18 protein-coding genes are annotated in these 20,875 nt (G+C 67.0%); 7 read left to right on the top strand and 11 right to left on the bottom strand.

Translation table 11 applies throughout. From position 1 onward, the window contains the following. From narI to QNN99_RS01850, 4 genes are read right to left on the bottom strand one after another with little or no spacing between them, the layout of a single operon-like run. A complete protein-coding gene (gene narI, locus QNN99_RS01865) occupies positions 1-825 on the bottom strand; it encodes a respiratory nitrate reductase subunit gamma (protein ID WP_442860469.1) in 825 nt (274 codons plus the stop codon). Positions 826-854: 29 nt separating this feature from the next. After that, positions 855-1,553 carry a nitrate reductase molybdenum cofactor assembly chaperone gene (gene narJ / locus QNN99_RS01860; RefSeq protein WP_229964714.1) on the bottom strand — a complete coding sequence of 233 codons (699 nt, stop codon included), beginning with the start codon at positions 1,551-1,553 and terminating at the stop codon, positions 855-857. Then, positions 1,550-3,352 carry a nitrate reductase subunit beta gene (gene narH / locus QNN99_RS01855; protein ID WP_229964713.1) on the bottom strand — a complete coding sequence of 601 codons (1,803 nt, stop codon included), beginning with the start codon at positions 3,350-3,352 and terminating at the stop codon, positions 1,550-1,552. The genes narJ and narH overlap by 4 nt, the downstream gene beginning before the upstream one ends. Further along, positions 3,352-7,086, bottom strand: coding sequence for a nitrate reductase subunit alpha (locus tag QNN99_RS01850; protein ID WP_229964712.1), 3,735 nt, complete (start codon positions 7,084-7,086; stop codon positions 3,352-3,354). The genes narH and QNN99_RS01850 overlap by 1 nt, the downstream gene beginning before the upstream one ends. 139 nt (positions 7,087-7,225) lie before the next feature. Between QNN99_RS01850 and QNN99_RS01845 the strand changes: the two genes are divergently transcribed. From QNN99_RS01845 to QNN99_RS01835, 3 genes are all read left to right on the top strand, one after another. After that, on the top strand, positions 7,226-8,179 hold the full coding sequence (locus QNN99_RS01845) for a 1,4-dihydroxy-2-naphthoyl-CoA synthase (protein ID WP_229964711.1): 954 nt from the start codon (positions 7,226-7,228) through the stop codon (positions 8,177-8,179). An 11-nt stretch (positions 8,180-8,190) separates the two neighbouring features. Further along, entirely contained in the window at positions 8,191-9,333 is a 1,143-nt protein-coding gene (locus QNN99_RS01840; protein WP_229964710.1) for an AMP-binding protein, read from the top strand. Between the two features lie 85 nt (positions 9,334-9,418). Beyond that, positions 9,419-10,303 (top strand): 1,4-dihydroxy-2-naphthoate polyprenyltransferase, encoded by an 885-nt coding sequence (locus tag QNN99_RS01835; RefSeq protein ID WP_229964709.1) that lies wholly within the window; start codon positions 9,419-9,421, stop codon positions 10,301-10,303. 24 nt (positions 10,304-10,327) lie between these two features. On the opposite strand, the gene QNN99_RS01830 is transcribed toward QNN99_RS01835, so the two are convergent. Further along, complete coding sequence (locus QNN99_RS01830; protein WP_229964708.1) at positions 10,328-10,636, bottom strand: DUF4229 domain-containing protein; 309 nt, start codon at positions 10,634-10,636, stop codon at positions 10,328-10,330. A 121-nt stretch (positions 10,637-10,757) separates the two neighbouring features. Between QNN99_RS01830 and QNN99_RS01825 the strand changes: the two genes are divergently transcribed. Beyond that, positions 10,758-11,138: a PLD nuclease N-terminal domain-containing protein gene (locus QNN99_RS01825; protein WP_229964707.1), complete on the top strand. Its 381-nt coding sequence runs from the start codon at positions 10,758-10,760 to the stop codon at positions 11,136-11,138. A 391-nt stretch (positions 11,139-11,529) separates the two neighbouring features. Here the strand turns inward: QNN99_RS01825 and ccsB are convergent, their stop codons facing one another. The 5 genes from ccsB to QNN99_RS01800 form a co-directional block, all read right to left on the bottom strand. Beyond that, positions 11,530-12,615, bottom strand: coding sequence for a c-type cytochrome biogenesis protein CcsB (ccsB, locus tag QNN99_RS01820; protein WP_229964706.1), 1,086 nt, complete (start codon positions 12,613-12,615; stop codon positions 11,530-11,532). Further along, positions 12,615-14,474, bottom strand: a complete 1,860-nt coding sequence (gene resB, locus QNN99_RS01815; protein ID WP_229964705.1) for a cytochrome c biogenesis protein ResB — start codon at positions 14,472-14,474, stop codon at positions 12,615-12,617. The genes ccsB and resB overlap by 1 nt, the downstream gene beginning before the upstream one ends. A 39-nt stretch (positions 14,475-14,513) precedes the next feature. Beyond that, positions 14,514-15,317 carry a cytochrome c biogenesis CcdA family protein gene (locus tag QNN99_RS01810; protein WP_229964704.1) on the bottom strand — a complete coding sequence of 268 codons (804 nt, stop codon included), beginning with the start codon at positions 15,315-15,317 and terminating at the stop codon, positions 14,514-14,516. Between the two features lie 5 nt (positions 15,318-15,322). Continuing rightward, positions 15,323-15,922, bottom strand: coding sequence for a TlpA family protein disulfide reductase (locus tag QNN99_RS01805; protein WP_229965045.1), 600 nt, complete (start codon positions 15,920-15,922; stop codon positions 15,323-15,325). Between the two features lie 93 nt (positions 15,923-16,015). Beyond that, positions 16,016-16,678 (bottom strand): histidine phosphatase family protein, encoded by a 663-nt coding sequence (locus QNN99_RS01800; protein WP_229964703.1) that lies wholly within the window; start codon positions 16,676-16,678, stop codon positions 16,016-16,018. 143 nt (positions 16,679-16,821) lie between these two features. On the opposite strand from QNN99_RS01800, the gene QNN99_RS01795 reads away from it, so the two are divergent. The 3 genes from QNN99_RS01795 (at position 16,822) to QNN99_RS01785 (ending at position 20,065) form a co-directional block, all read left to right on the top strand. Further along, on the top strand, positions 16,822-17,364 hold the full coding sequence (locus tag QNN99_RS01795) for a YceI family protein (protein WP_229964702.1): 543 nt from the start codon (positions 16,822-16,824) through the stop codon (positions 17,362-17,364). 305 nt (positions 17,365-17,669) lie between these two features. Next, entirely contained in the window at positions 17,670-18,509 is an 840-nt protein-coding gene (locus QNN99_RS01790) for a hypothetical protein (protein WP_229964701.1), read from the top strand. Between the two features lie 374 nt (positions 18,510-18,883). Continuing rightward, positions 18,884-20,065 (top strand): hypothetical protein, encoded by a 1,182-nt coding sequence (locus tag QNN99_RS01785; RefSeq protein WP_229965069.1) that lies wholly within the window; start codon positions 18,884-18,886, stop codon positions 20,063-20,065. A gap of 8 nt (positions 20,066-20,073) precedes the next feature. Here the strand turns inward: QNN99_RS01785 and QNN99_RS01780 are convergent, their stop codons facing one another. Continuing rightward, a complete protein-coding gene (locus QNN99_RS01780; protein ID WP_229964700.1) occupies positions 20,074-20,784 on the bottom strand; it encodes a redox-sensing transcriptional repressor Rex in 711 nt (236 codons plus the stop codon). Positions 20,785-20,875: the final 91 nt, after the last annotated feature.

Raw genomic sequence — 20,875 nt, 5'->3', positions numbered from 1 at the left:
TCAGGGGCGGGGAGTGCCTTTTCGGTCGCGGTCCGGGGTGCCCACCGGCGCCCAGCTGCCGCGGGGCGTGGCGGCTCCTGACGCGGGGCGCTTCCCCCGTGAGCGGTACACGATGTAGGGCCGGAACAGGTACTGCAGCGGCGCAGTGAAGGCATGCACCAGCCGGGTGAACGGCCAGAGAGCAAACAATGCCAGGCCCCACAGCGTGTGGATCTTGAACGACAGGGAGGCCGCGGTCATCGCGGTGATGTCCGGCTGGAAGATGAAAATTGACCGGAACCAGGGCCCCACCGTATCCCGGTAGTTCACGATTCCGGAGTCGAAAACCGAGAAGACCGTCGTGGCCAGGCCCGTCAGGATTGCGGCGAGCAGGAAGAGGTACATTGCCTTGTCGTTGCGGGTGGTGGCCATGAACACCGGCCCGGTGGTGCGCCTGCGGTAAATGAGCAGCACGATCCCCGCCAGCGTGGCGAGCCCGGCAATCGACCCCACCGAGAGGGCAAAGAAGTGGTATCTGTCCTCGTTGATGCCAATGTCATCCATCCAGGTTTTAGGGAGCACCAGCCCCATGAAGTGCCCCACGATCACCGCCAGGATCCCAAAGTGGAACAGCGGGGAGGCGATGCGCAGCAGCCGGGACTCATACAGCTGGGACGAACGCGTGGTCCAGCCGAACTGGTCATAGCGGTACCGCCAGATCGAGCCCAGGACCAGCACAGCCAACACCACGTAGGGCAGCACGCCCCACAGCATCACATCGCCGAGCCCCACCTCCACATTGGCCGGTGGGGGAACATCCAGGGGAACATCCAGCGGGACATCCATCGGAACATCCGGCGGCAGGTCCGCAGGCCTCATGGGGAGTTCCTTTCAGAAACCGGCAGCAGCCGTGAACTGTAGGGTTCAAGGCCAACACTCTCCGTGGGCGGGCCGTATCCTGCGGTGTGCATGACGGTCTGCCGGTCCTCGGGCGATACGCCGGGCAGCGTGGAACAGACCAGGGCCAGTGCCCCGGAATGGGGCAGTCCGTCGTCGCGAAGGGCCAGCCGCAGCAGTTCCAGCGACGGGCGGTAGCGTTGCAGCAGTTCGTAGCCGTCCGCCGGGGACACCTTCGCTGCGAACTCCAGCACCAGCGGCAGGTAGTCGGGCAGCTCCGTTCCCTCGGGCAGCGCCCCGTGCGCCCGGTAAACCTCCTTGAAGGCCGCCAGGGCCTCGCCGCGGCGGCGGGTGTCGCCGTCGGTCCAGTAGGTCAGGTGCAGGCTGTGCCGTTTGGAGAGGTCGAATTCCTGGACATACTCCGACTGCACCTCGTGCAGGGGACGGTCCGTCAGTGAGGCGAAGAGCTCCTCCACGGGCCCCGTGTCGGCTCCGGATTCCCCGAGCGCCTCCCGGAGTGCCGGGACCAGGTCCACCAGCGCCTCATCGGGATATTCCAGCAGCAGGCCCGCGGCCTGCCGGACGACGGCGCTGCGCCGCGGGCGGGCGTCCCTGTACGGCTCCGGGTCGAAAGTCCCCTTGCCTGCCTTGCCCAGCAGTTTCTCCAACAGGCTCATTCCGCGCCCCCTCCGCCGGCCGGCCCGGCACCGCGTCCGCGGTCGGACTGCGGCCCGTCACCCTCTGCTTGGTCGTATACTGCACCCTTGCCGTCGCCGGTCGAACCGCCGGTGCCGCCGGCCGCCGTATCCGGGGCTCCGCGGTTGTTGCCCGCCGGGAACAGGCCCTTGGGTGAACCTCGGCCGTCCCAGTTAAGCAGGTTCACCCGCCCGCCCAGGTCCCCGTTGCCGGTGGGGTCTTCGCCGCGCTGGCGTGCCTGCAGGGCAGCAAAATTCTCTACTGCCACGGGCACGGGCCGCCCGGATGCTTCGCCGAAGACTCCGGTCTGCCCCATTCCGGGCCCGCCCTCCACGTCCAGGGAGCAGCCAATTTCCTCCAGGTTGTGGGCGTCCTCCAGATGGGCGCTGGGAATCACGTAGCGTTCCTCGTATTTGGCGACGGCCATCAGCCGGTACATCGCCACGATTTGCTCGCCGGTCATCCCGACGTCGGAAGCAATCTTTTCGTCCGGAAGGTCGCCGAGGGTGATGCTGCGCATGTAGGCCCGCATGGCGGCGAGCTTCCGCAGCACGCCAGTGACCAGGTCCGTGTCGCCGGCGGTAAACAGCTCCGCCAGATATTCCACCGGGATCCGCAGTGCCTCGATGGCGCCGAAGAGGTTGTCGGCGCTCTCGCCGTCGTGCCCCTGATCCTTGAGCACGTCCACGATGGGTGAGAGGGGCGGCACGTACCAAACCATGGGCATGGTCCGATACTCCGGGTGCAGCGGCAGGGCCACCCGCAGCTCCTTGGCCAGGGCGTACACCGGCGAGCGCCGGGCCGCGTCCAGCCAGTCCTCCGGGATTCCCTCGGCCCGGGCGGCGGCGATGACGTCCGGGTCATTCGGGTCCATCATCAGATCCAGCTGGGCCTCGTACAGGTCCTGCTCGTTCGGAACGGACGCCGCGGCGGTGACGCGGTCGGCGTCGTACAGGAAGATGCCGATGTAGCGCAGCCGGCCCACACAGGTTTCGGCGCAGACGGTGGGCAGCCCCACCTCGATGCGCGGATAGCAGAAGGTGCACTTCTCCGCCTTGCCGGAGCGGTGGTTGAAGTACATCTTCTTGTACGGGCAGCCCGTGACGCACTGCCGCCACCCGCGGCAGCGGTCCTGGTCCACCAGCACAATGCCGTCCTCCTCCCGCTTGTAGATGGCTCCGGAGGGACAGGAGGCCATGCAGGAGGGATTCAGGCAGTGCTCGCAAATCCGGGGCAGGTAGAACATGAAGGTGGAATCGTATTCCAGCTTCACCTTCTCCTCCGCCTCCCGGCGCATCTTCTCCAGCACCGGATCCCGGAGCTCCGTGCGGCCCGATCCGCCGAGGCTGTCATCCCAGTTGGCGGACCAGGTGATCTTCATGTCCTCGCCGGTAATCAGGGATTTGGGCTTCGCCACCGGGAAATCGTTGCCGGCCGGAGCATTGATCAGGTTTTCGTAGTCGTAGGTCCAGGGCTCGTAATAGTCGTTCAGTTCCGGCTGCACGGGGCTGGCGAAGATGCCGAACAGCTTGGCGAGCCGTCCGCCGGCCTTCAGCTTCAGCTTGCCGCGGCTGTTCAGTTCCCAGCCGCCCTTCCACTTCTCCTGGTCCTCGTAACGGCGCGGATAGCCCTGCCCGGGACGGGTCTCCACGTTGTTGAACCAGACGTACTCGGTGCCCGCCCGGTTGGTCCAGGCCTGCTTGCAGGTCACCGAACAGGTGTGGCAGCCGATGCACTTGTCCAGTGCCATCACCATTGCCGTCTGCGCCATGATTCGCATCAGTACCGCACCTCCTGGGAACGTTTGCGCACGACCGTCACGATGTCGCGCTGGTTGCCGGTGGGGCCAAGGTAGTTGAAGGCCCAAGACTGCTGCGCGTAGCCGCCGATCATGTGCGTGGGCTTGACCAGGATCCGGGTCACCGAGTTGTGGATCCCGCCGCGGCGGCCGGTGGCCTCGGATTTCGGCGTGTCGATGATGCGTTCCTGCGCGTGGTGCACGTAGACGACGCCGGCCGGCATCCGGCTGCTCACAATCGCCCGGCCCACCAGCACCCCGTTGGTGGACACGCATTCCACCCAGTCGTTGTCCTCCACTTCGATCAGCGCGGCGTCGGAGGTGCTCATCCATACCGCCGTACCGCCGCGGGAGAGCGAGAGCATCAGCAGGTTGTCCTGGTACTCGGAGTGGATGGACCACTTGTTGTGCGGGGTCAGGTAGCGCACCGCCACTGACAATTCACCGCGGGTTCCCAGCTGCGGCTCGCCGAACAGCCGGTGCATGTCCAGCGGCGGCCGATAGATCGGCAGCGCCTCACCCATGTCCTGCATCCAGTCATGGTCCAGGAAGAAGTGCATCCGGCCGGTCAGCGTGTGGAAGGGCTTCAGCCGCTCAATGTTGATGGTGAAGGGGGCGTAGCGCCGGCCGCCGGTCTCGGAGCCGGACCATTCCGGGGACGTGATCACCGGCGTCGGCCGGTCCTGGGTGTCGCGGAAGGTGATCTGCTTGTCCTCCGCGCCCTCGGCCAGGTCCGCCAGCGGCGTGCCGGTCCGTTTCTCCAGGGTCCGGAACCCCTGCACCGCCAGTTCCCCGTTGGTGGTGCCGGAGAGCAGCAGGATGGCCTCGGCCATCCGGGCGTCGGTGTCAACGGCCGGGCGGCCGGCGGCGGCGCCGCGGTCAAAGACCCCGTGCTTGCGGGCCAGCTGGGCCAGCGGCTTGGACACGTCGTACTTCACGTACTTGGTGGTGAACCCCAGCTTGTCCGCCAGCGGACCGACGGCGGCGAACTTCTCGCCGATCGCCGCGTAGTCCCGTTCCACCACGGCCAGGGACGGCAGGTTCTTGCCCGGAATCGCCGGGATGTCCGTTCCCTTCCAGTCCGGGCCGTGCCCGCCGGGCTGCGCGATTTCACCGGGCGTGTCATGGGTCAGCGCGGTCGCCACCAGGTCCCTGCGCACCCCCAAATGGGTGGCGGCCTGCCGGGAGAACTCCTCGGCCAGCAGCCGGAACAGGTCGTAGTCGGTCTTCGCCTCCCAGGGCGGGGCGATCGCCGGGGTGAACGCATGCACGTAGGGATGCATGTCGGTGGAGGACAGGTCGTACTTCTCGTACCAGGTCGCCGCCGGGAACACGACGTCGGAGAGCAGGGTGGAGCTGGTCATCCGGAAGTCCGCCGACACCAGCAGATCCAGCTTTCCCTGCGGCGCGTTCTCGTGCCAGACGACGTCGGCGGGCCGGGATTCGCCGTGGTCCTTGCCCATCACGTTGTTCAGGGTGCCGAGCAGGTGCTTCTGAAAATACTCCTCTCCCTTGGCGGAGGAGCCCAGCAGGTTCGAACGCCACAGGATCAGCGTCCGCGGCCAGTTTTCCGGAGCGTCCACGTCCTCGACGGCGAAGCGCAGCCGCCCGTCCTTGAGCTGTTTGGCGACCCAGGACGCTTCGTCAGCCGCCTCGCCGCGGGCCACCCCGGCCGCGGCCTCGTCCGCCACGTCCAAAGAGTTTTTCGCGTCGAATTGCGGAAAGAACGGCATCCAGCCCATCCGGGTGGACTTCGCGATGACGTCGGCGGTGTGCAGACCGCGCAGGTGCCCCTGCGCCAGCGGGGACTGCAGGGAGTCCGAGGAATAGCCGTCGGAGCGGAACTGGTCGGTGTGCATGTACCAAAAGGCGGTGCCGATCATGAACCGGGGCGGCCGGTTCCAATCGCCGGCCGAGGCCATCGCGGCCCAGCCGGTGATGGGCCGGCACTTCTCCTGGCCCACGTAGTGCGCCCAGCCGCCGCCGTTGCGGCCCTCGCACCCGGTCAGCATCAGCAGAGCCAGGATCGCCCGGTAGGTGACGTCCCCGTGGTACCACTGGCAGATGCCGGCGCCGAGGATGATCATCGAGCGGCCCTTGGACTTTTCCGCGTTGGCCGCGAATTCCCGGGCGGTCCGGAGCACCGCTTCGGGTGCGACGTTGGTGATTTCCTGCTGCCAGGCGGGGGTGTAGGGGGTGCCGGCGTCGTCGTATCCCGCGGCCCACTCCCCCGGCAGGCTCTCCCCTCCGAGCCCGGGCCGCGCCACGCCGTATTGCGCGAGCATCAGGTCAAAGACGGTCGTGACGGTGCGGCCGGCGATGCTCGTCACCGGGACGCCGCGGTGCAGGACGGAGCCGGATCCGCCGGGGTCGGTGAACGCCGGCAGCTCCACCCGGCTGGTGTGCCCGGGCCACGAAGCGGCGTCAGCGATGGACAAGGCCGGGACCACGCCCTGCAGATCAAGGTTCCATTTGCCGGCGTCGGCCTCGTTGTACCGGAAGCCCACCGAGCCGTTGGGCACCACCGGGGTGCCGGCGTCGCGGTCCAGGAGCACCGTCTTGAACGCGGCGTCGGAGGCTTTTGCCTCTCGGCGGCCCAGATCGGCGGCGGTGAGGAACTTCCCGGGCACCACACTGCCGTCGTCGCGCGTGTCCAGCGTGACCAGGAACGGCAGGTCAGTGAACTGGCAGACATAGTCCTCGAAGAACGGCACCCGCCGGTCCACGAAGTTCTCCTTCAGGATGACGTGCCCCATGGCCATGGCCAGGGCGCCGTCCGAGCCGGCCTGCGCGGGCAGCCATTCGTCGGCGAACTTGGTGTTGTCGGCGTAGTCCGGGCTGACCGAAACCACCTTGGTGCCGCGGTACCGGCCCTCCACCATCCAGTGCGCATCGGGGGTGCGGGTCACGGGGATGTTTGACCCCCACATCATCAGGTACGTCGCGTCCCACCAGTCACCGGATTCGGGCACGTCGGTCTGGTCGCCGAAAACCTGCGGGCTGGCCACGGGCAGGTCCGCGTACCAGTCGTAAAAGCTGTTCATCACCCCGCCGATCAGGTTGATGAACCGGGCACCGGCGGCGTGCGAGACCATGGACATCGCCGGGATCGGGGAGAAACCGGTGCAGCGGTCGGGTCCGTAGTTCCGAATCGTGGAGACGTGGGCGGCGGCAGTCATTTCGAGGGCTTCGGCCCAGCTGGAGCGCACCAGTCCGCCCTTGCCCCGGGCCTGCTGGTAGGTCCGGCGGCGGTCGGGGTTGTTGATGATCTGCTCCCAGGCCAGCACCGGGTCGCCGGTCTCGCGTTTGGCCGCCCGGTACATTTCCAGCAGCACGCCGCGGATGTACGGATAGCGGACCCGGGTGGGCGAATAGGTGTACCAGGAGAATGCTGCGCCGCGGGGGCAGCCGCGCGGCTCGTATTCGGGCCTGTCCGGGCCCACCGTGGGGTAATCCGTTTCCTGCGCCTCCCAGGTGATGATCCCGTCTTTGACGTAGACCTTCCAGGAGCAGGATCCGGTGCAGTTCACCCCGTGAGTGGACCGGACCACCTTGTCGTGGCTCCACCGGTTTCGGTAGAAGGCGTCCCCCTTCCGGCCGCCTTCCCGGAACACGGCCCTCCCGTCAGCGGTCTCGTCCCAGCGGGTGAAGAACCTGCCGAGCTTGAGCATTGCGTCGGATGCGGGGCCATCAATCCCCGGAGCGGAGCCAGCCATGGTGCAAAGGTAGGGCAGCGCTGCACCCGGTGACAGGGACCCGGGCGGAATACGGGATGACACAGCGGAAACTATCGGCAAACCGGCCTCGGGAACGTGCGCAACCGCCGGTTTGGGGCGGAACGATAAACTCGGAACTGTGAGCACAGAACTTCCAGAACAGGTGTCCGATATTTTCGACCCGCAGCAGTGGCGTCTTGTCTCCGGGTTCGAGGACCTGAAGGACATGACCTACCACCGCCAGGTGGAGCGCACGGCCGACGGCGGCATCGTGCGCGACCTGCCGACGGTGCGCATCGCGTTCAACCGTCCGGAAGTCCGCAACGCCTTCCGCCCGGGGACCGTCGACGAGCTCTACCGTGCCATGGACCACGCCCGGATGACGCCCGACGTCGCCACCGTCCTGCTGACCGGAAACGGCCCCTCCCCCAAGGATGGCGGCCACTCCTTCTGCTCCGGCGGCGACCAGCGGATCCGCGGCCGTGACGGGTACAAGTATGCCGAAGGCGAGACCAGGGAAACCATCGATCCGGCCCGCGCCGGACGGCTGCACATCCTGGAGGTGCAGCGCCTGATGCGCACCATGCCCAAGGTGGTTATCGCCGTCGTCAACGGCTGGGCCGCCGGCGGCGGGCACAGCCTGCACGTCGTCTCGGATTTGACCATTGCGTCCCGTCAGCACGGCAAGTTCAAGCAGACGGACGCCACCGTGGGCAGCTTCGACGCCGGCTACGGCTCCGCGCTGCTGGCCCGGCAGATCGGCCAGAAGAAGGCCCGCGAAATTTTCTTCCTGGCCCGTGAATACTCCGCCGAGGACATGGTGGCCATGGGCGCCGTGAACGAGGCCGTGGACCACGAGAACCTGGAGAAGGTGGCCCTGGAATACGCCGCCGACATCGCCCGGCAGTCCCCGCAGGCCATCCGCATGCTGAAGTTCGCCTTCAACCTGGCCGACGACGGCCTGGCCGGACAGCAGGTCTTCGCCGGCGAGGCCACCCGGCTGGCCTACATGACCGACGAGGCAGTGGAGGGCAAGGAAGCCTTCCTCGAAAAACGGGACCCCGACTGGTCCTCCTTCCCCTACTACTTCTAGGCCGCCGCTACATGGAACTGCTGACCGTCCATACTCCCGCCGGCTTCAATGCCGAAACGCTGCTGGCCCCGCTGGCCGAAGCCCTCGCCGGCGAAGGCCCCGCGGTGGCCCCGCACGCCAACCCGCACCAGACCTTCTCCGGTGAGCTGCCCAACGATGACATTGCCCTGGTCATCAGCACCTCCGGGTCCACGGGCACACCCAAACAGACCATGCTCACCACCGATGCCCTCGCGGCTTCCTCCATGGCCACGGCGATGGCACTGGAGGCCGACGGCCAATGGCTGATGGCGTTGCCGGCGCACTACATTGCCGGAATCCAGGTGCTGATCCGGTCCCTGTACGCCGGAACGCAGCCCGTCTTCATGGACACCTCCGGGTCCTTCAGCGCCGCGCGCTTCACCTCCGCGGCGGCCGAGATGACGGACCGGAACCGTTTCACCTCCCTGGTTCCCACCCAGCTGCACCGGCTGCTGAGCAACCCCGAACCCGAGACCCTGCGCGTGCTGCGCCGCTTCAACGCCATCCTGCTCGGCGGGGCGCCCGCCGGTGCGGGGCTGCTGGCCGACGCCGCGGCCCTGGGCCTGAACGTCGTCACCACCTACGGCATGAGCGAAACCTGCGGCGGCTGCGTGTACGACGGCGTTCCCCTGCCCGGGGTCGACGTCGTCGTCGAATCCGGCTCGCTCTGGATTGCCGGGGACATCCTGGCCGAGGGCTACATGGGCCAGCCGGAGCTGACCGCCGAGCGGTTCCGCTTCAATTCAGGAAGACGCTGGTACCGCACCGATGACGCCGGCAGCGTGGAGAACGGACGAGTCACCGTGTCCGGCCGGCTGGACGACGTGATTGTCAGCGGCGGCATCAAGATTTCCGCGGCCGCCGTCTCAGCTGCCATCGAACAGCTGCCCGAAGTCTCCCAGGCGGTGGTTTTGGGCCTGGACAGTCCGGAGTGGGGCAGTCTGGTGGGCGCCGCCGTCGTCGGCTCCGTGGATCCCGAAAAGGTCAAGGACGCAGTCCGCTCAACCCTTGGAAAGCCCGCGGTGCCCAAGGTGGTGCTCCTGCTGGAGGCCCTGCCGCTGCTGCCCAACGGCAAGACGGACCGGCTGGGGCTTCGCCGCCTGCTGGCCGCCGCCGGACACACGCACCCCTGAGCCGCAGCGCCCGGGTCTTTCGCGCCGCACGGCTGCGGAAGAATAGAACGTGAACAACCATTACTCGAGTTAAAGGACTTTGATTGTGGCTACAGCCGCGCAGTGGTTAGAAGGAGCCCGCCCCCGCACCCTGCCGATGGCGGTGGCGCCAGTCATCATCGGTACGGCCGCGGCGTACGATCTGGGTTCCTTCAAGCCCCTGCACGCCGTCCTGGCGGCGCTGGTGGCGATGCTGCTGCAGGTGGGCGTGAACTACGCCAACGACTATTCCGACGGCATCCGCGGCACTGACGACAACCGGGTGGGCCCGCTGCGGCTGACCGGTTCCGGCGCGGCGCCCGCCAAGCAGGTCAAGTACGCGGCCTTCGCCTGCTTCGGCGTGGCCATGGTTGCCGGGCTGGCCCTGATCATCCTGTCCTCCACCTGGTTCCTGATCCTGGTGGGCGTGGGCTGCGTCGCTGCGGCCTGGGGCTACACCGGCGGCCGGAACCCCTACGGCTACATGGGCCTGGGCGACATCTTCGTGTTTGTTTTCTTCGGCCTGGTGGCAACCCTGGGCACCACCTACACGCAGGCCGGGCAGGTCAGCGTTCCGGCGCTGATCGGCGCCGTGGGCACCGGACTGATTGCCATGGCCCTGCTGATGGCCAACAACGTGCGGGACATCCCCACCGACCGGGAAGCCGGCAAGCGGACCCTGGCTGTGCGGCTCGGCGACGAGGCCGCCCGGATCAGCTACGTCATGATGCTGGCGCTGGCCATCCTGCTGCCGCTGTTCCTCGCGGCTGACTATCCCTGGGTGCTGCTGGTGCTGCTGCTCATCCCGGCCTGCCTGATGCCGAGCTGGCTCATGCTCAAGGGCAAGAAGCGCCGGAGCCTCATCCCTGTGCTGCAGCAGACCGGGCTGATCAACCTGGGCTTCGCCCTGCTGTACAGCCTCGGACTGGTACTGACCCGGGTGCTCGCCTAGCTTCCGGCTGACGTTTCGCGGCGGTTAGTTGTCGCGGGGCTTGCGGTCGTTGTCGATCTTGATGTCGGGGTGGGCATCGAGCATGCTGTCTTCGGCGCCGGCGTCCTCGAGCTCGCCGCGGTTGCGGGTCGGGGGCGCGTCACCGTGGAAGCGCTTTTGCACGTTGCGGGCTGCGGCGTCGCGCATGTCGCGGAAGAACAGGTACGTGACGCACCAAGCGAGGACTGCTCCGACGATCGCCGAGAGCACCAGGCCCAGGCCCAGCCAGACGCATGCTGCGAAGAAGATGGCCACCAAACCAAGGCGGAGAGCGGTAAATTTCCAGAAAGCCACAGGGCCATTCTAGTTCCTCTTCAGCTTTGGGATGTCGTCGCTTCGGCCTCCGGGCCATAACCGACCCGCCCGGTCCGAACCGGGAAGACACAGCTGTGCCCTGCTCCACTACAATTGGTTCATGCCTCGCCTCGTGCTTTTCGGTGTCATCATCGTCGCCGCCGTAATCATCTACGCCATCATCGACTGTGTCATGTCCCGGGCCCAGGAGGTGCGCAGCATCTCCAAGGTCGCCTGGCTCTTCACTATCGTGCTGCTGCCGGTGCTCGGCGCCCTCCTGTGGTTCCTCTTGGGCCGCCCGAGAAGCGGTCCGGCGCCCAAGAACCGGGCACCCCGCCATCCCACCGCCCCGGACGACGACCCCGATTTCCTGCGCAACCTCGAGATCCGGCGCCGCCAGCAGGCGAAGGAAGCAGAGCTGAAGCGACGTGAAGCCGAGCTGCGGGCGCGCGAGAAGCAGTCCGGGCACAAGAAGAACGACGACGAAAAGCCCAGCGCCTAGAAGCCTGCCTTAGCTCGACTCCAGCGAAACCCGCCTTCCGGCCAATCCGGGGGCGGGTTTTTTGTTGGTGCGGGGCCGGGCTTCCGGTTGGCGGGGCCGGTTTCCGCACTGGTTCCCACCGCTTGTTGACCCGTGGGGCTGATGTGGTCACACCAGTCACACCAGCCTCAAAGACTGGGAACCCGTGCACCCCGGACCACACCCCGGGCTCCCGCCGGCCCCCGGACCACACGCCGCCCCGCCCCGGCGCCGCCCCGGACGCGCAGCGACCCAGCGACCCGGCGACCGCCCCGCGCCGGCAACAACACGAGACAGCAAAAAACCCGCCTGCCGGCGAACCGGGAGGCGGGTTTGGAGCTGCGGGCACCGGGCCCGCGGGAAATCGAACGGGTCAGACGCCGGAGTAGCTGTGCAGACCGGCGAAGTACACGTTCACGATCGTGAAGTTGAAGATGATGCACAGGTAGCCGACGATCGACAGCCAGGCGGCACGGGTGCCGGTCCAGCCGCGCGTGGCACGGGCGTGCAGGTAACCGGCATACACGACCCAGATCACGAAGCTCCAGACTTCCTTGGTGTCCCAGCCCCAGTACCGGCCCCAAGCCTGCTCGGCCCAGATCGAACCGGCCATCACGGTGAAGGTCCACAGCACGAAGGCGACGGCGTTGATCCGGTAGGCGAAGTTCTCAAGGCTCTGCGCGGAGGGCACGATCCGCAGGAACGCCAGCTTGGACGCTCCGCCGGCGCGGATCTTGGACTCGCGGTCGGCCTGCAGCAGCTGCAGCACGGACATGGCGAAGGTCAGCGTGAACAGCGCCGACGCAATGACGGCCACCGAAACGTGGATGACGAGCCAGTAGCTCTGCAGCGCCGGAATCAGGTGGGCCACCGGCGTCGGGAAGCCAATCGTGGCCACCATCATCATGATCAGGACCAGGGCCAGCACCAGGGTTCCCAGGAAGCGCAGGTCGCGCCGGAGCAGGACCAGGAGGAACACCACGGCCACCACCAGGGCGCCGGTGGTGCAGAACTCGTACATGTTGCCCCAGGGCACGCGGTGAGCCGCGAGGCCGCGGGCGACGACGGCGGCAGTGTGGATCACTGCGCCCAGGACCGTGAGGGCGACGGCGACGCGAGCGCTGTTGCGGCGGGCCCCGACGTAGCCCATGGAGGCGTCGGCGGTCTGTGCCACCGGTGAGCCGTCGGCGTCCCAGCCGCGGACGTTGCCGTCAGCCAGATAGCTGTCGTCGCCGGAGGTTCCGGAGCGGCCGGAACCCGTGGAGCGCGAACCGGACACCGCCCCGGCCGGAACCGCTGCGGAGCTCTGCTGCGTCAGCTTGGACTCCACTGCCTTGATGGCCTTGCTGCTCTGCGCGAGGTCCCAGGTGAAGGCCAGGAACGCCACCGTATAGGCGAACGCCGCCAACAGCATGAACAGCTCGCTGTACTCAGCGAGGGTGTAGTCAATGGAGGGCATTACGAGTCCTTACCTGTTTCCTTCTCCTGAGCGGCTTTGCTGTCCGCCGCTGATGCTCCGGGCGCTGAGTCCCGGCCTGTGCTGTGTGCTCCGGTATCCGGAGCGGATGTATCCCCCGCGCCATTGTCCTCCACCGCTCCGCTGCCCGCCAACCACTGCTTCTCCAGCAGGGTCCGGACGGCGGCTGCCTCGCTGGTGAGGCGCTGGTCTTCGCCGCGTGCCAGCAGGCCGTATTCGACCATGATGCGCCCGTCTTCATGGGTGCCGGTGCGGATCCAGACCCGGCGCCGCGCCAGGAACAGGGAAGCGGCCAGGCCGGCGAGCGAGAGCGTGGCAAAACCGAGGACCCACATCTTGGCCGGGTCATAGTGGATGTCCAGGGCGGCGTAGCGCTTGATGCCCTCGAACGTGATGGATCCCTTGCCCTCGGGCAGGTCGTACGTCTGGTTGGCGCCGAGGACGATGCCGCCGGCGTCCAGGGTGCGACTGTTGAGCTCGGTCAGGTTCTCGGTGTCGAGCACGTAGACGTTGCTCGGCACTCCTTCGTCCAGGCCGAGGTCACCGTAGTAGGCGTTCAGGTTCAGCTGGGGGTTGAACGGATCCGGATCGCCGGAATAGGAGACGCCCTGCTCATCCAGCATGGCCGTGGGCAGGAAGAAGCCCACAAAGCCCAGCTGGTCCGGCTTGGCGTCCGGAGCCTTGATCACCATCAGGGAGGTGTACATTCCGTCGCTGGGGACCGTGACAACCGGACCCTGCAGCGCAACGTTGCCTTCGCCGTCGCGCACCGTGACGACGGGCGCGTACCCGTTGCCCACCAGGTAGACGCGGCTGCCGCCCACGGTCAGCGGCGCGTTGACCTTCAGCGTTTCAGCGTGCTCGGCGGCGTCCGGGCTCTCCTTCACGGTCATCTTGGCCTCAAAGTCGAGGGGCTGGCCGTAGTGGGTCTGGGATTCCCGGTCGAACTGGACGTTGAACTCGTCGAGCTTCAGCGAGTAGGGCTCCAGCTGCTCCTCGGTGAAACTGGTGCCGGGAGTGAACGAGTCGTAGCCGACCAGGGTGTTGACGAACGACTCCCCCTCCACCACGATCTTCTGGCCGTTGTAGCCGAACAGCCCGCCGACGGCGATTGACACCAGCACGCCGATCAGGGCGGTGTGGAACACCAGGTTCCCCACCTCCTTGGCGAAGCCGCGTTCCGCGCCCACGGACGGCCGGGCGCCGTCGAGGTCGCGGACGTCCACCCGGTAGCCGCGCTTGCGCAGCAGCTGGGCCGCCTGTTCGACGGCGGAGCCGGCGGTCAGGCCCGACGACGCCGGGATCACCAGCGTGCCGTATTCCGGCAGCCGGGACAGGCGCTGGGGCGTGCGGGGAGGCTTGGACCGCATGGCCCGGTAATGGGCTTTCGCCCGCGGAATGACGCAGCCGATCAGCGAAACGAACAGCAGCAGGTAGATCGCGGAGAACCAGACGGAGGAGTAGACGTCAAAGAGCTGGAACCGGTCCAGCCACGGGCCGGTGTCCGGGTTGTCCTTCAGGTACTGGGTGACGACGGCGGGGTTGGCCGGCCGCTGCGGAAACAGCGATCCCGGCACCGCCGCCACTGCCAGCAGCAGGAGCAGGAACAGCGCCGTGCGCATGCTGGTCAGCTGGGTCCAGGCCCAGCGCAGCAGGCCCAGCGGTCCGAGGGAGGGCAGCTGGACATCGCCGGCGCCGCCCTTGCGGCCGCCTTTGCCGCCCTTGCCGCCTTTGCCGCCCTTTCCGGACGCGCCGGCAGCACTGCCGCCGTTTTTCTCGGCTTCGGTCAAAACATCCGGTTCACGGTTCAACTGGTTCTCATAGTTCTTTGAAGGGTTCATGCTGGGCAGGAGCTTTGCCAGACTGCGGTTCAAGGTTCATCAAATCGGCAGGGTCACACTATCCAACCAACCTTGGAGATTGTTGATCCAGATGTTCCAGACACCTGTGAGCATCAGGACGCCCAGGACAATGAGCATGCCGCCGCCGAACCGCTGGAGGGCGAGCCGGTGCCGGCGGAAGACGCCGAGCGCACCCATCCCCCGCCGGAATCCCAGCGCGATGAGCAGGAAGGGAAGCCCCAGGCCGAGGCAGTAGATGAAGGTCAGGAAGGCGCCCTTGGCGGCCGTGGCGTCATCACCGGAGAAGGAGAGCAGCTGGACGGCGGACAGGGTCGGGCCCAGGCACGGCGCCCAGCCCAGCCCGAAGGTGATGCCCAGCAGCGGCGCGCCCCAGAGCCCCGCCGGCGGGCGGGCGGCGATTTTGCGGTCCCGCTGGAACCAGCTCAGTCCGCCCATGAAGACAATGCCGAGCAGGATGATGGCCGCTCCCAGGACCTGCGGAATCCAGGCCTGGTCGGAACCGCGCAGCCAGCCGCCGAGCTGCCCGACGCCGGCACCGATGATGACGAAGACGGCGGAGAATCCCAGCACGAACAGACCGATCCCGGCCAGCATCCGCCCGCGGCGCTGCTTCTGCAGATCGACGCCGGTCAGCCCGGTGACGTAGCCCAGGTAGCCCGGGACCAGCGGCAGCACGCACGGTGACAGGAACGACACCAGCCCGGCCAGGGCGGCAACGGGAATGGCCAGCAGCATGGACCCGTTGAGGATGGTCTCGGCGAAGACATTGGCTGCGGGCAGGGCTGCCGCGGGAACGGCGGCGGTTACGGCGGAGGGCACCATACCGGCTAGGCTGCCAGCGCGTCGGAGATCAGGGCCTTCAGGGTGCTCTTGTCCGCCAGCCCGAGGATGCGGGCGGCAACGCGGCCTTCGCGGTCCAGCACCAGGGTGGTGGGAACGGCCGACGGCGGCACGAACTGCGTCATGGCCAGCAGGATTCCGCCGTCCTTGTCCTGGAAGCTGGGATAGGGAATGCCGAAGGAGCGTTCAAAGGCTTCAGCCGTGCTGCGCTCGTCGCGGATGTTCACGCCGTAGAAGCGTGCCCCCTCGGGCTCGAACATTCCGTGCAGTTCCACCAGGTCCGGAGCTTCCTTCCGGCACGGGGCGCAGGCCGCATACCAGAAGTTCAGAACCACCACGTCGCCGGCGAATTCGGCGGATGAGACGGCGGTGCCGTCAAAGAGGGTGCCCTCAAGCCGCACCGCTTCACCGCGCTGGTCTGCGGCATACTCGGTGACCGATCCGTCCCCGGCGATGTAGTTCTTGTTGTCGCCGGCCTTGGCCTGGGCAGCCAGCGGATCCTCGACGGCGCAGCCCGCTGCTGCTGTCACCAAGGGCACGCCAAGAGCCAGGCCGGCGCCGAGCTTCAGGAAGGAGCGGCGGCGCATGGCATCCGGCTGGGGAGTGCTCTGAGGGTTTTTCAACTATTTCCAGCTTTCATCGCGGCGGGGCGGCCACTTCTACAACGCGTAGTAAGTCTATTATGCGCCCGGAATATTCGCAGCACCGGGCAGAAGGTCGGCGGAGGGCTCCGCATACCGGACCCCGATCAGCTTGTCGCCGTCGAACTCCAGCGTAGTGACCGAGGTCAGCGTGCACTGGCGCTGGCGGGGATCGTGCCAGAGCTTGCGACCCTCGGCGGCAAGCCGCGTGACCCAGATGGGCAGCTGGTGGCTGACCAGCACGGCCTCGGCTCCGTCCCCGCCCAGTACAGCGGCCTGCATCCGGGCATCATTGACGGCGGTCATCACGCGTTCCACCTGGACTGCGTACGGTTCACCCCAGGACGGCTTGAAGGGGTTGTACATCAGAGGCCAGTACCGCGGGTTCCGCAGCCGGCTGGTGACGCCGGAAAGGCCTTCGAAGCGGTTGGTCGCTTCCAAGATGCGCTCGTCGGTGGTGATTTCCAGCCCGAGGGCGGCCGCGATCGGCGCCGCCGTCTCCTGGGCCCGGGTCAGCGGTGACGCGACCAGATGCACCAGCTTCGCGCCGTCGTTCTTCCGGCTTTCAAAGTGGCCGGCCACCCGGCGGGCCATCTGCTCCCCCAGGTCGGACAGGTGGAACTCGGGCAGGCGCCCGTAGAGGACTCCGTCCGGATTGAAAACTTCTCCATGGCGGACAAGGTGGATCGAGGCTCGGGACATGTCGTTAAGTTTCGCAGAGAGAGCGCGCTGAACTAAATCTGCTAAATACTTGAAGCTTGAACGAATCCGTGCAACAGTAGATGCAAATGCATGAACATGCACCGGGGTTCCGCCCCGGCACCCACCAGCAACAGGAGAACAGCATGACCCCCAACGGGCTCACCACCGGTACGTGGAACCTCGATGCCTCGCACAGCGAGATCGGTTTCACCGTCCGTCACGCCGGCATCAGCAAGGTGCGCGGAAGCTTTGACAAGGTCACGGCCGTGATGGAAATCGGTTCCTCCATCGAAGAGTCGACCATCAACGCCGTCATCGACGCCGCGTCGTTCAACTCGAATGACGCCAACCGCGATGCCCACGTCAAGGGCGCCGACTTCTTCGACGTCGAGCAGTTCCCCGAACTGACGTTCGCCGTCACCGGCGTCGAAGGCTCCGGTGAAACCTACAAGGTTGCCGGGGACCTGACGATCAAGGGCACCACCCTTCCGGTCATCCTGGACACGGAGTTCAACGGCGTGGCTGTGGACCCCTTCGGCGCCACCCGCGCCGGATTCTCCGGCACCACCGTCATCAGCCGCAAGGACTTTGGCCTGACCTGGAATGCCGCACTGGAAACCGGCGGCGTCCTGGTCGGCGACAAGGTGACCATCAGCGTCGACGCGGCGTTTGTGGCGGCAGCCTGAGCCTGCCTCCGCGCACGGCCTGAACAGGCCACCTCAAAGGACATTCCGGCCACCGGCCGGGGTGTCCTTTGCCGTTTCCCCAAACCGCGTGTCCGCGATCGGCCGAGCCCCGGCGACGGACGGCGCACGCCGCGATAGGCTGGAGAAATCCGGTTGTGGTTCCCGGCCGAGATCCGGGGCTTCGGCCGACCGGAATCTCGCGGTGCCTGACCGCACCCGACACCCAGGACCCAGACACCGCTGGAACGGAAGGACCCTCACATCCGACCGAAGCAGCGTCTGCACCAACTAGCAAGTAGGCGGCAATGAGCACACCTCCGAATAGTCCGGACCCCCGAGACCCGAACCGTCCCCGAGATTCCAACACTGCCGCCGACGAGCCGAAGTACGGCCAGCGGCTCCCCCAGACTCCCCAGCCGGGGCAGCCGGGGCACGGCCAGGGACAGTACGGCCAGAACCAGCCCGGCCAGAACGACCAGCCCTACACCCCGTACGGGCAGCCGGGGATGCCGAATGCCGCCGGGCAGCAGACTCCGTCCTCCGGGCAGCCTTACGGACAGCAGCCGTATGGACAGAACCCCTACGGGCAGCCGCAGAGCCCGTACGGCTATCAGTCGGCGCAGCCCTCCGGGTATGGGTATCCGGGCCCCGGGCAGGCCCCGGGCAGCAAAGGGGCACCGCCCCGCGAGGTCATGACCGGATTCTGGCTGATCCTGGCCGCCGGGATCCTGACCCTCATCTACATGATCGCCTCATCGCTTTCCATCTCGGCGGCAGATATTTTCAGCACGGTGTCCCCCGAGGACCGGCAGATGTTTGAAGACGCCGGCATGACGGAAGAGACGGTGCGGAGTTTTGCCGCCACCACCGGGATCGTCATGTCCCTGATCGTCCTGGGCATCTACGTCCTGATCGCTTTCCTGATCCGCAGCGGCAAGAACTGGGCGCGGATCATCGGAACGGTCTTTGCCGCGTTGTCCGTCGTCGGCGTGCTGCTCTCCCTGGTGACCGGTCTGGCGTTCTCCTCCCCCATCGAGCTGATCTCGTTGCTCGGTTCGCTTGCCGGCATCGCCGGGATCGTCATGCTCTACCGCCCGCAGGCGCAGCCGTACTTCCAGTCGCGGCCGCGGTTCGGTCCCTACTAAGCGGTACGCCTCAGCTGCCGATCAACGGCACGGTTCAACGGCGAAAGGGTCGGTCCGGAAAACGGGCCGGCCCTTTTTGTCACCTGCGCAGGCTTCAACCGTCCTCTTCTGGTCACACCGCAGGGGAAGCGCTGTAGCGTTTGATCACCCGCTGGGATGGCAGCTCAAACCCGGCGCGGAGCGTATCCCTTTTCCCGAAGGCGGCACCGAGGATGAGTCCACTTCACGCTTCCCCAAATCCACTGCGGCGCCGTGTGCAGGTGCTCGGCAAAAAGGCCCGCGGAGCCCTCGGCTCCCGTATTCGGTCCCTCCGTCGGCGGCGGCGCGCAACCACTTGGCCGACAGTGGCCGTGATCCCGCCAAGGGTGGAACCGGTGACGACCCTGACAGCGGAACCGGAAGGGGCAGAATCGGCGGAGGCTGAAAGGGCGGTGGCAACCCTGACGGCGGAACCGGAAGCTGAAACGGCGGAGGCAGAACCGGCGGTGGCAACCCTGACGGCGGAACCGGAAGCTGAAACGGCGGAGGCAGAACCGGCGATCGAAACGACGGCCGAGATCCTGATAGCCGAACCGATGATCGAGGAAACTCCGGCGGACCCGGACCCGGACCCCGGGACGGCGGTGGCAACAACCCTGACGGCGGACCCGAAACCGGAGCCCGAGACGGCGGTGCCAACCCTGGTCTCGGAACCGGAACCGGAACCGGACCCGGAGCCCGAGACGGCGGTGCCAACCCTGACGGTGGACCGAGAGCCAGAAACGACCCCCCTGACGGCTGATGAACCGGCGACGGCCACGGCGGTGCCGACCCTGACGGCAGAGCCGGCCCTCGAGACAACGCCGTCGGACCCGGGCCTGGGCCCGGAGCCCCGAACGGCGGTGGCGACCCTGACGGCGGAACCGGAAACGGACCCGGCCACACGCTCCGGGACACCACCGGACGCACCACCCATCACAGCACCTGAAACCCCGCAGATGCCTCCCGGCGAAGAGGCGGCTGCACTCCCCCTGTCCGGCCGAATCCCGTTTGGCCGCACGGCGGGCGGCGTTTCAGTGCCCGCACCGCCCGCAGCCACTCCACGGCCGGCGGTGCCGGCACGGATTCCCTACCGGGAGTGGAAGGGCCGACGTCCGCGGGCAGTGGGACTGTCTTTTGCCGCCATCGTGATGGCCGGCATCATCAGTCTCGGCGGAGGCATAGCGGCGAGCCGCGCCCCGGTCACGGAACCTCCGGCCTATGCCGGCCTGCTCGAGATATTCGGCGTCGACGCCGCAGAATATGTAACCACCATCCAGACGGTCACACTCGCCACCGCCCTGGTGGTCTTCGGTCTCTATCTGCTGGTCGCCGTCCTGATACGGGAGGGCCGGAACTGGGCGCGCATCGGCGCCTCGGTCTTGGCTCCCATGGCACTGGTAGCGACCATGCAGGCCGCGGCCGTGTTGCAGGTGTTTGCCGTGCTGGTGGCAATCGCGGGACTCTCGCTGCTCTATCTGGACGAATGCAACAGGTACTTTCGACCCCGGCGCAGCCGGTACTTGAGTATGCGCTGACCGCGAGGCTAGGTGGCCAGCCGGGACCGGGCTTCGGAGGCGATGTCCGAGACTTGGGCCCGCTGTGCGTGATAGGCCAAAATCTGCAATTCGGTGGCCATGTCCACCTTGCGCACCTGAACGTGGTCCGGAACCTGCAGCACCACTGGCGCGAAGCTCAGAATACTGGTGATGCCGCACGCGACCAGCCGGTCGCAGAGGTTCTGGGCCACGTCGGCGGGGACGGACAGGACGGCCATGTTGGCCTTGGCACGGTCCAGGACGCTTTCCATGACGTCGACGGAACTGACGCGCAGCCAGCCGACTTCCTGTCCGATCACCAGCTGGTCGGCGTCGAACAGGGCAACCACCTCAAATCCGCGCGACCCGAATCCCGGATACCCGGCAAGGGCCCTGCCCAGGTTTCCGGCACCGACGATCGCCACCCGCCAGTTCCGGGTCAGGCCCAGGGCGGCCGCAATCTGCTCGCTGAGGTAGGACACGTCATAGCCCACGCCGCGGGTGCCGTAGGAACCCAGATAGGAAAGGTCCTTGCGGAGCTTGGGGGAATTAACCCCCGCCGCTTCCGCCAGCTCATCCGATGAGACCCGCTCAATGCCCTCGCCCAGCATGCTGCTCAGCGCCCGCAGGTAGATCGTCAGGCGGGCCAGCGACGCAGGCGGAATATGCCGGGCGGTAACTGCACCGGCCGGTCGGCCTGGTTCCTCGGAGATGCTCACATGTCCCTATCATTTGTTGGGTACTCCCGCGGCGGGCGCGAGCCTGTGCCGCACCTGATGCTGCCCGGTACGCCAGGTCTACCCGGTTTTC

This window comes from Arthrobacter sp. zg.Y820, assembly GCF_030125555.1.
Classification (GTDB): Bacteria; Actinomycetota; Actinomycetes; order Actinomycetales; family Micrococcaceae; genus Arthrobacter_B.
Note: the sequence above shows the minus strand (reverse complement) of the source record. Positions and strands in the feature narration are given on the sequence as shown.